Here is a 13105-nt window from a genome sequence, read left to right as displayed (position 1 = left end):
CCCCATGCCGTTGCTGTTTAGCTGGGCTCTGCCGTGTTCGGCTCCACAGTGAAGGTGCCGGCCTTGATCTCGGCGCGGCGCGCTTCCATTTTGGCTTCGGCGTCCTCCGTGGCGACGCCCTTGACATAGACGATGTCGTTGCCGCCTTCCTTCATCTTGCTGAAGTCGGTGTAGTCCTTGCCGGTCGGCTGTCCGGCCTTCACATCGGCAATCGCTGCATTGAGGATCGGGCGGAAATACCACATGGCATTGGCAAAGACCGTATCGGGATAGCGCGGCGTGTAGTCGAGCAGCGAGCCGACAGCCTTGATGCCGCGCTCCTTGGCAGCGTCTGCCGTCCCGATACGCTCACCCAGAAGGACATCGGCGCCCGCGTCGATCTGGGCAAGCCCCGCTTCACGCGCCTTTGGCGGATCAAAGAAAGTGCCGATGAAGGAGGCCATGAATTTGGCATCCGGGCGGGTTTCCTTGATGCCTTCCCTGAAAGCGTTGATAAGCATATTGACTTCCGGGATCGGCACAGCACCGACCGCGCCGAAGGTCCCGGTCTTGCTCACCGAACCTGCAAGCATTCCTGCAAGATAGACGGACTCCAGATTCCAGGTGCCGAAGACGCCGAAGTTTTCGCCATGCGGCTTGCCGGAAGACCCCATGATGAAGGTGGTTTGCGGATAATCGCCCGCTACCTGCCGGGCTTCGCGTTCGACGGCATAGGATTCGCCGACGATGAGCTTGATGCCCTGTTCGGCATATTCGCGCATGGCGCGGGGATAATCGCTCGCTGAAATCCCTTCCGAAAAGACATATTCGATTGCGCCTTCATCATTAGCCTGCTGGAGCGCTTCATGCAGGCGCGAGTTCCAGGCATTTTCGACCGGCGAAGCGTGCAGGCCAGCGACTTTGAGCTTTTCGTCGGCGGCAAGGACGCGGGAAGTGAAAGCGGTTGCGCCAATAGCGGCTGATATGGCGAGAATGTCGCGCCGGGTGAATGCGGATTTTCTGGTTCTATCGGTCATGTGGACCCCTCTTATGATTTGTCGGTGCGCATACTCATGCGTCCGGTTGCTTCTTTCTGAACCCAAGGCTTCGCATTTGAGCACGAGGCTTCACAGGCAACAATTGCATTCTTGCCCAAATGCACCTGAATTCAAGTTGTTTCGATCAGTTCACCGGCGCATAATCGGCGGCGTCAATCAGCGTTGGGCGCCCTTCAATATGCAGCGTGGCGGCTCGTTGCGGATTTTCGGCTATCACCTTGCCGCGCCGCACCACCGCCAGACGGTTCGCCTTCAGGCGCAGCGCTTCGAGCGGATCGCGCGCCTGCAAGACGACGAAATCGGCATTGCAGCCCTTTGCCAGCCCGTAGCCTTCAAGCCCCAGCGCCTTGGCGGAATTGACGGTGAGCGCATCGAAAACCTGACGCTTGCCCTCGATCGTGGTCATTTGTGCGACATGCAGCGCCATATGGCCCACTTCCAGCATGTCTGCTGAACCCATCGAATACCAGGGGTCCATCACGCAGTCATGGCCGAAAGCGACATTGACGCCTGCCGCCATGAGTTCTGGAACGCGCGTCATGCCGCGGCGCTTGGGATAGGTGTCGGCGCGGCCCTGAAGGGTGATGTTGATGAGCGGATTGGGGATTGCGTTCATCTGCGCTTCTGCAATCAGCGCAATCAGCTTGGTCGCGTAATAATTGTCCATGGAATGCATGGAGGTGAGATGCGACCCCGAAACGCGGCCCTGCAGGCCGAAACGCACTGTCTCCGCCGCGAGAGATTCGACGTGGCGCGACATGGGGTCGTCGGATTCGTCGCAATGAATATCGACCGGCAGGCCGCGCTCGGCGGCAATGCGGCACAGTGCTTCCAGCGACGCCGCGCCATCCGCCATCGTGCGTTCGAAATGCGGAATACCGCCGACAATATCAAGGCCCATATCCAGAGAACGATTGACCAGATCGATGGCGCCGGGCGAGCGGTAATAACCGTCCTGCGGAAAGGCGACCAGTTGCAGATCGATATAGGGTTTGACCTTTTCGCGCACCTCGATCATCGCTTCGGCGGTCAGAAGGCGCGGATCGCTGACATCCACATGGCTGCGGATGGCAAGCAGGCCCTGGCTGACGGCGAGATCGCAATAGCGCAGCGCGCGCTCGACCATGGCCTCGCGGGTGAGCAATGGCTTCAATTCGCCCCAGACCGCGATGCCTTCCAGAAGCGTTCCGGACATATTGAGGCGCGGCATACCGAGCGAGAGGGTTGAATCCATATGAAAATGCGGATCGACAAAAGGCGGCGTCACCAGCCGGTCGGTCGCGTCGATTTCACGGGGTGCCTGATGCTCGCCATTTGATGCAACGATGTCGGCGATCTTGCCGTCCTTGACCAGAATGTCCTGCTTTTCGCGCCCGTCCGGCAGATTTGCATTTCTCACGATCAAGTCGAACATCGGCGAATCTCCTGATAACTCATCTGGATATGAGCATGAAATAGCGGCTCATTTCCAGATTGGCTTATACCGTCCGATCTTCCCGCGCAATGCCGTGTAAACGTCAAGGGGTCGTCATCCGCAACGTAAAATGTTAGGCCGCAGGGAAAATAGTCACAGGGGCGTCATGTTCACCATCAGCCGCATCGAAACCTTCGATCAGGAAATCAGGAAGAGTCGTTTTCTGGCGATCGCCGGCCCGGTGACGAACGAGCAGGCGGCAAAGGAATTTCTGACGCAGCATTCCGATCTTGCAGCAACGCATAATTGCTGGGCCTGGCGCATGGGACAGAATTACCGTTTCAGCGATGATGGCGAGCCGACCGGCACTGCGGGCAAGCCGATCCTGCAAGCCATCGATGGCCAGAAGCTCGATAATATCGTGGTGGTGGTGACGCGCTGGTTCGGTGGTATTCTTCTGGGCAGCGGCGGTCTGATGCGCGCTTATGGCGGCACTGCCGCTACATGTCTGCGGCAGGCGGAAAAGACGGAAGTGATCCCGGTGGTGGGCTTTTCGCTTGCCTGCGATTTCTCCGATCATGCATTATTAAAGGTGCGTCTCGCGGCGGTGGATAATGTCATGATCAAACAGGAGAATTTTACGGCAGACGGTGTTGAAATGGCGGGCATCATGCCCATTGCCGTCCGGGAGGAACTGTCGCGTCTTGCAATGGATATTACGCGCGGAAAGACTGTCATCAAGTTTGACGACTGATCTTAAAGAGATTTTCGCGCCATCAGGGACAAAGCCGTTATATATTTATGATTGAGTGCATTTGTTAAGGCGCTTTTTTGAATAACAATTACCGATTGCAGAAATATTCATTCTTCATTTGGTTTCTTGTTTTATGCGTTGCATAACGGCGCAGGAAGCGGGGCCTGCCGGGCCAGATATATATATGGGCGGGGAGTGCATATGAACGAGCGGATACAGGGTACACATGTGCCATTGGCAGTAGATCTCGATGGCACTTTGGTTGCAACCGATCTGCTGTGGGAAAGCCTGTTCGTTCTTCTCAAAAAGAATATCTTCTTTGCTTTTCTGCTGCCTGTCTGGCTTCTGTCCGGCAAGGCACATCTCAAGCGCGAGATTGCACGCCGTATCACTATCGATGCCTCCCTGCTGCCCTATCGTCAGGATTTTCTTGAGTTTCTGCGCAAAGAACACAGCCGGGGGCGCAAGCTTGTGCTGGCAACCGCTGCGGCAGAGCCTTTGGCGCAGGCAGTCGCCGCGGAACTTGGCATTTTCGATGCGGTTCATGCGACGCAGACGAATAATCTGTCGTCGCACCGCAAGGCGCGCGCGCTGACCGAGCATTACGGCGCAAACGGTTTTGACTATGCCGGAAACGACCGGGCGGACATAGCTGTCTTTCAGGCTGCGCGCGAAGCGATCATCGTCGCGCCCGACCGCACCGCCGCGCGCTTTCAAAAGGCAAATGGCGGGCGTCTGTTTGCAAACAAATCCCGCGGGATCAAGCCCTATCTGAAAATGCTGCGTGTGCATCAATGGCTCAAGAACCTGCTGGTCTTCGTGCCAGCGTTTCTTGCCCACGATATTTCCGAGCCTGACATTTTCATGGCTGCCTGTCTGGCCTTCATTGCCTTTTCCGCAGCCGCATCGGCCATTTATATCATCAACGATATCATCGATCTTCCGCTTGACCGCCAGCATAAAAGAAAGCGGAACCGGCCTTTCGCAAGCGGGGTGCTGAGCATTCCGTTCGGGCTGACGGTATCGGCTCTCCTTCTGCTCGCAGCGGGGATCATAAGCCTGTATCTGCCCCTTGCCTTTTTGCTCGTCATAGCGACCTATCTGGCTGCGACCACGGCCTATTCGCTGGTGTTGAAACGTATGCTGCTGGTTGATGTGATCTGCCTTGCCGCTCTATACAGTCTGCGGCTTCTGGGGGGCATGGCGGCGACCCATATCCCGCTTTCCTTCTGGCTGATGGCGTTTGCGATGTTTTTCTTCCTGTCGCTGGCACTGGTCAAACGCTATGTCGAGTTGCAGCATTCGACCGTGACCGAGAAAGACAAGATTGCGGGTCGCGGTTATCGCCCCGAAGATATTGATATTGTCGGGCAGAGCGGCGTGGCCTCGGCCTTTACCGCCGTTCTGGTTCTTGCGCTTTATATCAACAGCGATGCGGTGCGCACGCTCTACACCTATCCCTGGCTGATCTGGCCGCTGGTGCCGATCGTGCTTTATATCGTTATCCGTGTGTGGATATTGGCGCACCGCAAGGAAATGGACGACGATCCGGTCGTTTTCATCGCCAATGACTGGCGCAGCCAGTTGGTCATCGTGATTGGTGCAATACTTCTGTTTACCGCCGGAATGCGGTGATGGAATGGTCTTTCGACAGTTTCGGGCGGATCGCCCGGCATGATCGCAGTTCGATTGCGCTTGAAAATGCCAAAGCTATGTTTGGCCGCGCGGCGTTGGATGGCGTAAGCCTGCTCGCCTTTGGCAATGGGCGCTCCTATGGCGATAGCTGTCACAATGATGCGGGGCTTCTGGTGCCGATGCGCTCCCATAATCGGATTCTCGGCTTTGATGAAGAGAGCGGAATTCTGGAAGCGCAGGCCGGAGCTCTGCTGAGCGAAATCATCGAAACGGCTGCGCCGCACGGCTATTTTCTGCCCGTGACGCCCGGAACGCGTTTCGTGACGCTTGGCGGGGCCATCGCCAATGATGTGCACGGCAAGAACCATCATTTACGCGGGACATTCGGCTGTCATATCGAAAGTCTGAAACTGCTGCGCTCCGATGGCATGATCCATCATTGCTCCAATGCTGAAAATGCGCAATTATTCGCGGCAACGGTTGGCGGCATGGGCCTGACGGGCCTGATATTGAGCGCGCGTATCCGGCTGATGGCGGTGGGTTCTCTCGACATCGAACAGCGCATCACGCCGTTTGGCAACCTGTCCGAATATTTCGCTATTGCCGAGGCGGCGGACCGGGTGAACGAATATGCGGTTGCATGGGTGGACCAGTTGGCAAGCGGGCGCTCGGAAGGGCGCGGCGTTCTGATTACCGGCAATCACGCGTCCAATGGCAATCGTGATGCGCAGGGCAGCGAAACGCAGCTTGCCGTACCGTTCGATCTGCCGTTTTCGATGCTGAACCGGCCAAGCCTGACCATATTCAACAGTCTTTATTTCCGTGCGAAATCCCGCAAGAAGGAACCTCATCTCACCGGTTTTGACAGCTTTTTCTATCCGCTTGACGGTGTACGTAACTGGAACCGGCTTTATGGGCCGCGCGGGCTTTATCAGCACCAGAGCGTCGTGCCTTTAGAGGCGGCGCCGCATGTGGTCCCGGCCATGCTTGCTGCAAGCCGCGATGCCGGGCAGGCGTCATTTCTCACGGTGCTGAAGCGCTTTGGCGATATGCGCTCGCCGGGGCTGCTATCCTTTCCCCAGCCGGGCTACACTCTGACCATGGATTTTCCCAATCGTGGGCAAAGGACGCTTGATCTCCTTGCCCTTCTGGACCGGATGACCATCGAAGCAGGCGGACGGGTCAATCCCTACAAGGATCAGCGCATGAGCGCGGCCACGTTCAAGGCGGGCTTTGCGCAATGGCAACAGTTTGAGCAATGGCGCGATGAGCGCTTTTGTTCGGATTTCTGGCGGCGCACAGCGCTGGCATCGGGATAATTGATTAGCGGGCAAAATAAATCAGGCAGGGCAGAAAATGAAATATATTCCTTTCATCCTTTTCACGGTGATGACCAATGCGGCGGCGCAGCTTATGCTCAAACACGGCATGATCACGCTCGGGCCAGTCAGCTTCTCGGCGGACACGCTGGTCCAGCGTATCTTCCAGATCGTCTTCAACCCGTGGGTGTTTGCGGGCCTGTTCACTTTCGTAATTTCCATGGCGTCGCATCTTTATGTGCTCTCGAAGGTCGATCTTTCCTTCGCCTATCCGTTTCTCAGCCTTGCCTATGTGGCGGTCGCACTTTTCGCATGGCTTTTGTTCAAGGAGGAACTGGGTGCTTACAAGATTGCGGGGATTGCCTTCATCTGCATCGGAACCGTGCTGATCGCCCAGAGCGGCAGCAAGGCACCCGATGCCGGGCAAACGGCTGCGGTTCATGAACGTTCATCGATATAGATATAGAGTTGGGGCTGGATTATGAGACATATTATTTTTGGCGGTGACGGCTTTGTCGGGCGCTATCTGGCGCCATCGCTTCTGGCGGATGGGCATGAGGTGATCGTCGCCGATATTGTCAAGAGCGACCTTGCACATTATCGCGACGCGGCTTTCATTCATACGGATGTGACGAAGCCGGAATCGATACAGGCTCTGGGCATTCGCGCCGATGATATGGTCTATAATCTCTCGGCCAAGATGCTCTCACCCATTCAGGTGCGCGCCAAGCGGCATGATTTCTTCTTTCCGGTCAATTATTACGGCACGGAAAATATCATCAAGGCGATGGATGCAGCAGGCGCGAAATCGCTGGTCCATTTCACCACGGACATGGTTTATGGCCATACTTATTCGTGGCCGCAGAAGGAAGATCATCCCTGCAATCCGCTTGGTGAATATGGGCTTTCCAAGCTGAAAACCGAAGAACTGGCTGCCGACTGGCGCACGCGCGGCATGAATATCTCGCTGTTTCGTCCGCGCCTCATCATCGGGCCGGGACGCTTGGGCATTCTGGAAAAACTGTTCAAGCTGATCGACAGCAATCTGCCGGTGCCGATGATCGGTTCGGGCAAGAACCCCTATCAGTTCATTTCCGTCTTCGATTGCGCTTCCGCAGCCTATGCCGCCTATAAGGCAGGGGTGCCCAACGAGGTCTATAATCTCGGCTCGCTCAATCCGCCGCCGGTGCGCAAATTGCTGGGCGATCTGGTCAAGCATGCGGGATCGAAATCTATTCTGGTGCCGACGCCCGCATGGGCAGTCAAGCGGACGCTGGATTTCCTCGATTGGCTCAACATGCCGTTGATGGACCCGGAACAATATCTGATTGCCGATGAAATGTGCGTGCTCGATGTGTCGAAGGGCGAGCGCGAACTGGGCTGGATTCCGCAATATCGCGATGAGGACATGCTGATCGCCGCCTATAGCGAATATCGCAAGAAGCTTGCCGATGGCCGTTCCGGCGCATTGAAGGCAGCGTGAGGGACAGGTTATGACAAAGACAGTTACACCGCAAAATCTGCGCGATACCGCCAATTACACACCGAAGCCAGCCCTGTTGAGCGTCGAGGATGCCAAGGCGCTCGACCTGCCGCGCATGACGGAGCTTTTCACCACGCATCTCAATCCGGGGCAGTTGCATTTCATGAAGCTGCTCGGCTTCCACAAAGTCAAGGTCGAGCGCGCCGAAGGCATGTATTATTACGATCAGACCGGCCGCAGGATACTCGATTTCTTCGGTGGTTTCGGCTCGCTGGCGCTTGGTCATAATCACCCGCGCATCCTTGAGGCACGCCGGAAATTTCAGGAAGAAATGCGCCATGAAATCGCCATTGCCTTCATGTCGCAATATGCGGCGGCGCTGGCCTATGACATAGCCGCCTGCTCACCCGGTGATCTGGATATGGTGTTTCTGGGGTCTTCGGGTTCGGAAGCCATGGAAGCGGCTATCAAAGTTGCCGAACGCGCGGCGGGACCAAAAAAACCGAAGATCGTCTATGCCGAGAATTCCTTTCACGGCAAAACCAAGGGCGTTCTCTCCATCACCGATGGCGGTCTTTATCGTGGCGAGTTCAAGCTTGTGGACAATACCGTCCGCGTGCCGTTCGGCGATATTGAAGCCGTTGAAAATGCTTTCCGTTCGGACCCCGAAATCGGCACCATCGTGCTGGAAACGGTTCAGGGTGGCGGCGGCATCATTCAGGCGGATGCGGAATTCTGGCAGAAGCTGCGCCAGCTTTGCGACCAGTATGGCGTCCTCTGGGTGGCCGATGAAGTGCAGTGCGGCTTGGGCCGGACGGGCAAGTTCTATGCTTTCGAGCATTATGGCGTCATCCCCGATGTGACGGCGCTGGCGAAATCGCTCGGCGGCGGCAAGACCGCCATGGCAGCAATGATCGCGCGGCGCGATATTTACATGAAAGCCTATGGCACGCCTAAAACCGCAATGATCCATGCCATGGCGACATTTGGCGGGATCGGCGAAGCCTGCATCACCGCCATTGAAACGCTCAACGTGCTTTATGACGAGCATCTGATCGATAATTCGGCGGAAACGGGCGATTATCTTATCGCGCAGCTCAAAGAGCTGCAGGCACGCTATCCCGCACTTTTGAAAGATGTGCGCGGGCGGGGCATGATGGTGGGGCTGGAATTCCACGATTTTTCGCAGACCATGCCCTTGGTGCTACGACCAGTGCTTGGAATGCTCGATGACAAGCTCAAGGGTTCGTTACCCGGCTTCATCGGTAGTCATCTTTTGCGCGATCATGGCGTGCTGGTGGCCTTCACCGAATATAATCGCAATGTGATCCGTCTTGAGCCGCCGCTCATTTGCGAGCGGGCCCATGTTGACGAATTTATTGCGGCGCTTGATGAGGTTCTCGGACGCGGCATAGTTCGCATCGTCAAGGATTTCGTGAAGGCGCAGATCAAGTAAGGAAGCGGGCGCGTAAGCGTCCGTTTCATCATTATTTCTTGAGAAGGCCGGGACGCAGGAGCAGGTTCCAGCAGGGATCGAGTTGCACGACTTCCCGGTCTTGCAATGCGTCATCATAAATCTCGCGCAAGGCAAGCCGGGCAGAGGTTGCCGGGCATGTAGGCTGCAAGACGCCATCGGTGGTTTCGACTGCGGCTTTTATTTCGGGTGTCATTGCGGTTACGGTGCGGAAGGGATCGGCACCGATCTGGATTTCGCGGGTTGCCTCGCGGTCGAGAAGCCATGGAAAAGGATCGGCGAAATCGAGCGCCATCAGGCTGTTGAGATGAATGCCGTTCTGCGCTTCGAATTGTTTGATGGCCTTGACCACCTCGTCTGCTTCGATGATCCAGAACATCTGATAATCGAGTTCGGAATAAAGCCGCCAGCTTGCCAGTTGCCCTTGTCTGGCCAGCGCCTTGTATGGCTGCGGATAGTCGGCATAATGCTGCTTGAGCAGCAGCGTGCGTTCCATGATTTCTTTTTTCGTGGAAACCTGCGCCAGATTTTTAACCTCTGTGACGGGCGGCTGCACATAGGTCGGGGCCACGGCAATCGCGCGCAATGTCTTGTGGGTAACCTGAGCGAAAGTCGGGATCGTGCAAAAAGCGGCCAGTATGAGGAATGCAAGCTGCGGCTTTGCTTGGAGATGTTTGAGGCGCTGGTAGATCATCAGCAACACAGGCCACAGGAAGATGAATTCCTGACTGCCGGTATTCTGCGTTTCAAGAATGATGCCGCCCAGCAGGGTGATCGCCAGCCAGACAGAGCCGCGATCGAGAAAACGACCTGCATGGATTATGCCGCCGGTTTCAATCCAGAACAGTGCCAGCACCAGGAGGGATGCGGGCAGAATGACATCCAGCTTCCCGGACATGACAGTGAGAAAACGCGGCAGCAGCACATCATCATTGGCTGCGACAAGCTGGATGATGCTGTCAATATAGGCGGAAATCATCTGTCCGTTCATTTCCAGAACGAGCAATCCGGCTATGGCTATGACGGCGGCGATTATGATGCTTTTGACCGAAATGCGGCCCGCGAGCAGCGCTGTCAGGCCGAACAGACCACCCACCAGAAAGCCGGTGATCTTGATGAGAAACAGGCTCAGCATGGTGAGCGCGCAGAAGATCGCAAGCCTGCGCCCGTCGCGCATAAACATCAGCCCGCACATCAGCACATATAAAAGCAGCGAACTCTGGCGGTTATAAATGCCGAAACCGTCCAGACCCGGATAGGAATGGAAAGACTGTACATTGGCCGGGAAAATGGCAAATACCAGAAACGGGATCAGCAGGGCGAAGGCGAGGGTGCGGTTCTGCGGTCCCGGTTCCGCAAGCACCACGGCCATCAGCGGTACTGCGACGGCAAGCAGGGACCATTGCGCCAGCAACAATGGCTGTGCATGGGGGAGCATATCCAGCCCCCACGCGAAAAGATAATAGCCCAATGGTCCGACGGGTGTGAGAAAGTCCACAGCCGGAATCTGGCCGGTCCTGATGCGCTGCGCGGCATCCAGATAGAGATAGGTATCCCAATACATCGGCCCTATGGGAATGACGATCGGGAAGATCAGCAGGGTGCCAAGGATGACGAGGGAGAAGACAAGCCAGAACAAAGGCGCGCGAAGCAGCCGGATAAATACTGGCCGCCTGTCTGCTAAAGATGAAACCGAACTGGTCAACCCGCCCCCGCCTGATCCTGTGAATTTCAGGGAAACTGAATGACCCGAAGGGGCTTGTCAATCAAAAGCGGTCCCGGCTTCAAAGCCGCATTCGTGGCAGGCCCCGCTTCATTCGGCGGCAATCAGCGGTGCTTCGCTTACAACCGGGAAATGGATCGGACGCAGGGCTGCATAGCCATTATGTATTTCAAGAACATGCGAATAAACATCCGCGCCGTTTTCGAGCGTGGGCAGCTTTTCCTCATGCATGATGCTGATGACGATGGCTTTGGGGCAATGGTTCTTGAGCGCGGTATGGAAAAGCAGTTTCGCTGCCGGATCGAGAGCGCCGGTGGCTTCGTCAAGAAAGAGGATGGAAGGCTTGTGCAGCAGGATTCGCGCCAGCATCACCTTCTGCTTTTGTCCGCCCGATAGCACCATGTCCCAGGGCGAGCCGTCCGCATCGGCATCTTTCATGCGTGCGATGAATTCCCCAAGTCCTGCTTCATGCAGGACGGCGGCCACGGCCAGATCGTCGAAATCTGCTTCACTGTCGGGCAGGCAGACGAGCTGTTTCAGGCTCACTGACGGAAACTTTGCTTCCTGCGGCACATAGATGGATGTCGCGCCCTGCGGATAGATGATGTCACCGGTGCCAAAAGGCCAGAGGCCGTTGAGCGCCTTGATGAAAGAGGTCTTTCCGGAGCCGGATGGACCGCGCATATAGACCCAGTCGCCCGGATGGATATTGATGACACCGGAACGAAGGAAGGGCGCTTCACTGTCCGCACCATGCATCAGGGTCAGATTGCGCACCGACAATCCGAACCGCGGATGCTGCCGGGTGAAGCTGAAACGGTTGACGCCGCTGCGGCCGTAGAATTCTGCCGGGTCCTGCACATTGTCGATTGCCCGTGCCAGTCCAGTGACACGGCCCGCATTGGCGCGCAGGTTGGCAATGGCCGGCATGACCTGAATGAACCACGAGCAATCATTGATCATGGCTGCGACGAGTTCCGCGCCCGTCACATAATTGCGGAAGCTGACAGCCCCGCTCATATAGGGCAGCAGGCCCGGAATATAGGCGACGATCCGGTTCGACATGAAGCCATAGGCCTGCGAAAAGGCGAGATAGGCGGCATCAAACCGATTGAGGCGGTTCCATGTATTATCGACATCGCTGTAAAGACGCCTGTTGACGCTGCGCTGCACGCTTTCGCCTTCGGACGCGGAAATCTGGAAGCTGCGGCGCAGCAGCGTGGTCCATTCGCCACGATAGGAGCCTTCGGCCTTTTGCATGCCCAGATTGAGACGTTCCAGCCTGCGGCCGATCTTGATTGCAACCAGCGTTCCCAGCGGCACATAGATGATGATCGCCGCAAAAGCGAGAATCGCACCGCCATAGGAGCCGAGAAACTCCAGGCCGCTGACCTCGGTGGAGATTTCAAGCAGCTTCTGGCCGACAAAGAAGGCGGAGAGCAGCACGCCGACAACGCCCATGACGAGACCGATGGCCCCGCCGGTCATGCCCTTGATGGATTCCTGCAGGCGCTGGTCGACATTGTCGGGCAGCGCGTCGCCCTTGCCCTGTTGGAGGTGATAATGCGTGTGGTTGCGGTCGAGCAGCGCGTCGGAAAAGCGGTCGTTGAGCCATTTGCGCCATTTGCGATGCAGGGTCGTGGAAAGCAGGTGGCGGAAACCGACCAGGCATACATCCTTGGCCAGCATCAACACGACCAGAATGCCCGCATTGGCGGCAATCACCATGAGCGGGTTCTGCACAGGTGCGGAATTCACATTGACGATGGAATTCATCAGATGGCCTGAAGCTTCTGCCACCCAGACCGTGGTCTTGCTGATGAAGGCGGTGAAAAGGAAAATCGCGAGCGTAAGGCCCCAGGCTTCTTTCCAGCGCTCCGAAATCCAGTAGGCGCGCATCAGCCCCCAGAACGAAGTCATGGAGGACACGGCAGATCCATCCTTTGCAGGCAAAAAATGCTGACCGGTCCGCCGCTGCATGTTCAATCCGTTCTCCTTTCATATGGCGCTGTAATGTGGGCGTCGTAACGCTTTGTAACACATTGCAACAAACTGTGGTTAACACAATGTTAATAGTCAACACAAATCTCGATCACTTTTATGCAACCATCTGCTTTCATGCCGGCAGATCTACGCGTCAGCGTTCGACCTGCCGCCACCGATCATCGGTCGTGACCTTGCGGGCAATTATTAGGAATTGAATGTTCCTCGAAAGAGGTATCTAAATTAGTCCGTCGTACAGAGTATTTTTGTTATAAAATCTGTT

Annotated in this window: 10 protein-coding genes; 6 read left to right on the top strand and 4 right to left on the bottom strand. The window is 56.4% G+C overall.

Features of this window, described 5'->3' with window-relative positions:
• Positions 1-17 precede the first annotated feature (17 nt).
• Positions 18-1016 carry a BMP family protein gene (locus DKP76_RS12190; protein ID WP_109707020.1) on the bottom strand — a complete coding sequence of 333 codons (999 nt, stop codon included), beginning with the start codon at positions 1014-1016 and terminating at the stop codon, positions 18-20.
• Positions 1017-1161: 145 nt separating this feature from the next.
• Positions 1162-2451 carry an amidohydrolase family protein gene (locus DKP76_RS12185; protein ID WP_109707018.1) on the bottom strand — a complete coding sequence of 430 codons (1290 nt, stop codon included), beginning with the start codon at positions 2449-2451 and terminating at the stop codon, positions 1162-1164.
• A gap of 166 nt (positions 2452-2617) precedes the next feature.
• Between DKP76_RS12185 and DKP76_RS12180 the strand changes: the two genes are divergently transcribed.
• The 6 genes from DKP76_RS12180 (at position 2618) to DKP76_RS12155 (ending at position 9098) form a co-directional block, all read left to right on the top strand.
• A complete protein-coding gene (locus DKP76_RS12180; RefSeq protein ID WP_109707016.1) occupies positions 2618-3205 on the top strand; it encodes an IMPACT family protein in 588 nt (195 codons plus the stop codon).
• 201 nt (positions 3206-3406) lie between these two features.
• On the top strand, positions 3407-4840 hold the full coding sequence (locus DKP76_RS12175) for a UbiA family prenyltransferase (RefSeq protein ID WP_109707014.1): 1434 nt from the start codon (positions 3407-3409) through the stop codon (positions 4838-4840).
• A complete protein-coding gene (locus DKP76_RS12170; protein WP_109707013.1) occupies positions 4840-6159 on the top strand; it encodes an FAD-binding oxidoreductase in 1320 nt (439 codons plus the stop codon). The genes DKP76_RS12175 and DKP76_RS12170 overlap by 1 nt, the downstream gene beginning before the upstream one ends.
• 37 nt (positions 6160-6196) lie before the next feature.
• A complete protein-coding gene (locus DKP76_RS12165; RefSeq protein WP_109707011.1) occupies positions 6197-6619 on the top strand; it encodes an EamA family transporter in 423 nt (140 codons plus the stop codon).
• A 21-nt stretch (positions 6620-6640) separates the two neighbouring features.
• Complete coding sequence (locus tag DKP76_RS12160) at positions 6641-7642, top strand: NAD-dependent epimerase/dehydratase family protein (protein WP_109707009.1); 1002 nt, start codon at positions 6641-6643, stop codon at positions 7640-7642.
• Between the two features lie 10 nt (positions 7643-7652).
• Entirely contained in the window at positions 7653-9098 is a 1446-nt protein-coding gene (locus tag DKP76_RS12155; RefSeq protein ID WP_109707007.1) for an aspartate aminotransferase family protein, read from the top strand.
• 31 nt (positions 9099-9129) lie between these two features.
• Here DKP76_RS12155 and DKP76_RS12150 read toward each other — a convergent pair whose 3' ends face one another.
• Both DKP76_RS12150 and DKP76_RS12145 read right to left on the bottom strand, forming a co-directional pair.
• On the bottom strand, positions 9130-10755 hold the full coding sequence (locus DKP76_RS12150) for a hypothetical protein (RefSeq protein WP_425349395.1): 1626 nt from the start codon (positions 10753-10755) through the stop codon (positions 9130-9132).
• A 174-nt stretch (positions 10756-10929) separates the two neighbouring features.
• A complete protein-coding gene (locus DKP76_RS12145; RefSeq protein ID WP_199224802.1) occupies positions 10930-12768 on the bottom strand; it encodes an ABC transporter ATP-binding protein/permease in 1839 nt (612 codons plus the stop codon).
• Between the last annotated feature and the right edge of the window lie 337 nt (positions 12769-13105).

Source organism: Falsochrobactrum shanghaiense, assembly GCF_003149535.1.
Lineage (GTDB): Bacteria > Pseudomonadota > Alphaproteobacteria > Rhizobiales > Rhizobiaceae > Brucella > Brucella shanghaiense.
Note: the sequence above shows the minus strand (reverse complement) of the source record. Positions and strands in the feature narration are given on the sequence as shown.

Excerpts from the sequence above, each read along its gene's own strand:
- DKP76_RS12185 (WP_109707018.1), bottom strand. The coding sequence starts at position 2,451 with ATGTTCGACTTGATCGTGAGAAATGCAAATCTGCCGGACGGGCGCGAA.
- DKP76_RS12160 (WP_109707009.1), top strand. The coding sequence starts at position 6,641 with ATGAGACATATTATTTTTGGCGGTGACGGCTTTGTCGGGCGCTATCTG.
- DKP76_RS12170 (WP_109707013.1), top strand. The coding sequence starts at position 4,840 with ATGGAATGGTCTTTCGACAGTTTCGGGCGGATCGCCCGGCATGATCGC.
- DKP76_RS12165 (WP_109707011.1), top strand. The coding sequence starts at position 6,197 with ATGAAATATATTCCTTTCATCCTTTTCACGGTGATGACCAATGCGGCG.
- DKP76_RS12155 (WP_109707007.1), top strand. The coding sequence starts at position 7,653 with ATGACAAAGACAGTTACACCGCAAAATCTGCGCGATACCGCCAATTAC.
- DKP76_RS12190 (WP_109707020.1), bottom strand. The coding sequence starts at position 1,016 with ATGACCGATAGAACCAGAAAATCCGCATTCACCCGGCGCGACATTCTC.
- DKP76_RS12175 (WP_109707014.1), top strand. The coding sequence starts at position 3,407 with ATGAACGAGCGGATACAGGGTACACATGTGCCATTGGCAGTAGATCTC.
- DKP76_RS12180 (WP_109707016.1), top strand. The coding sequence starts at position 2,618 with ATGTTCACCATCAGCCGCATCGAAACCTTCGATCAGGAAATCAGGAAG.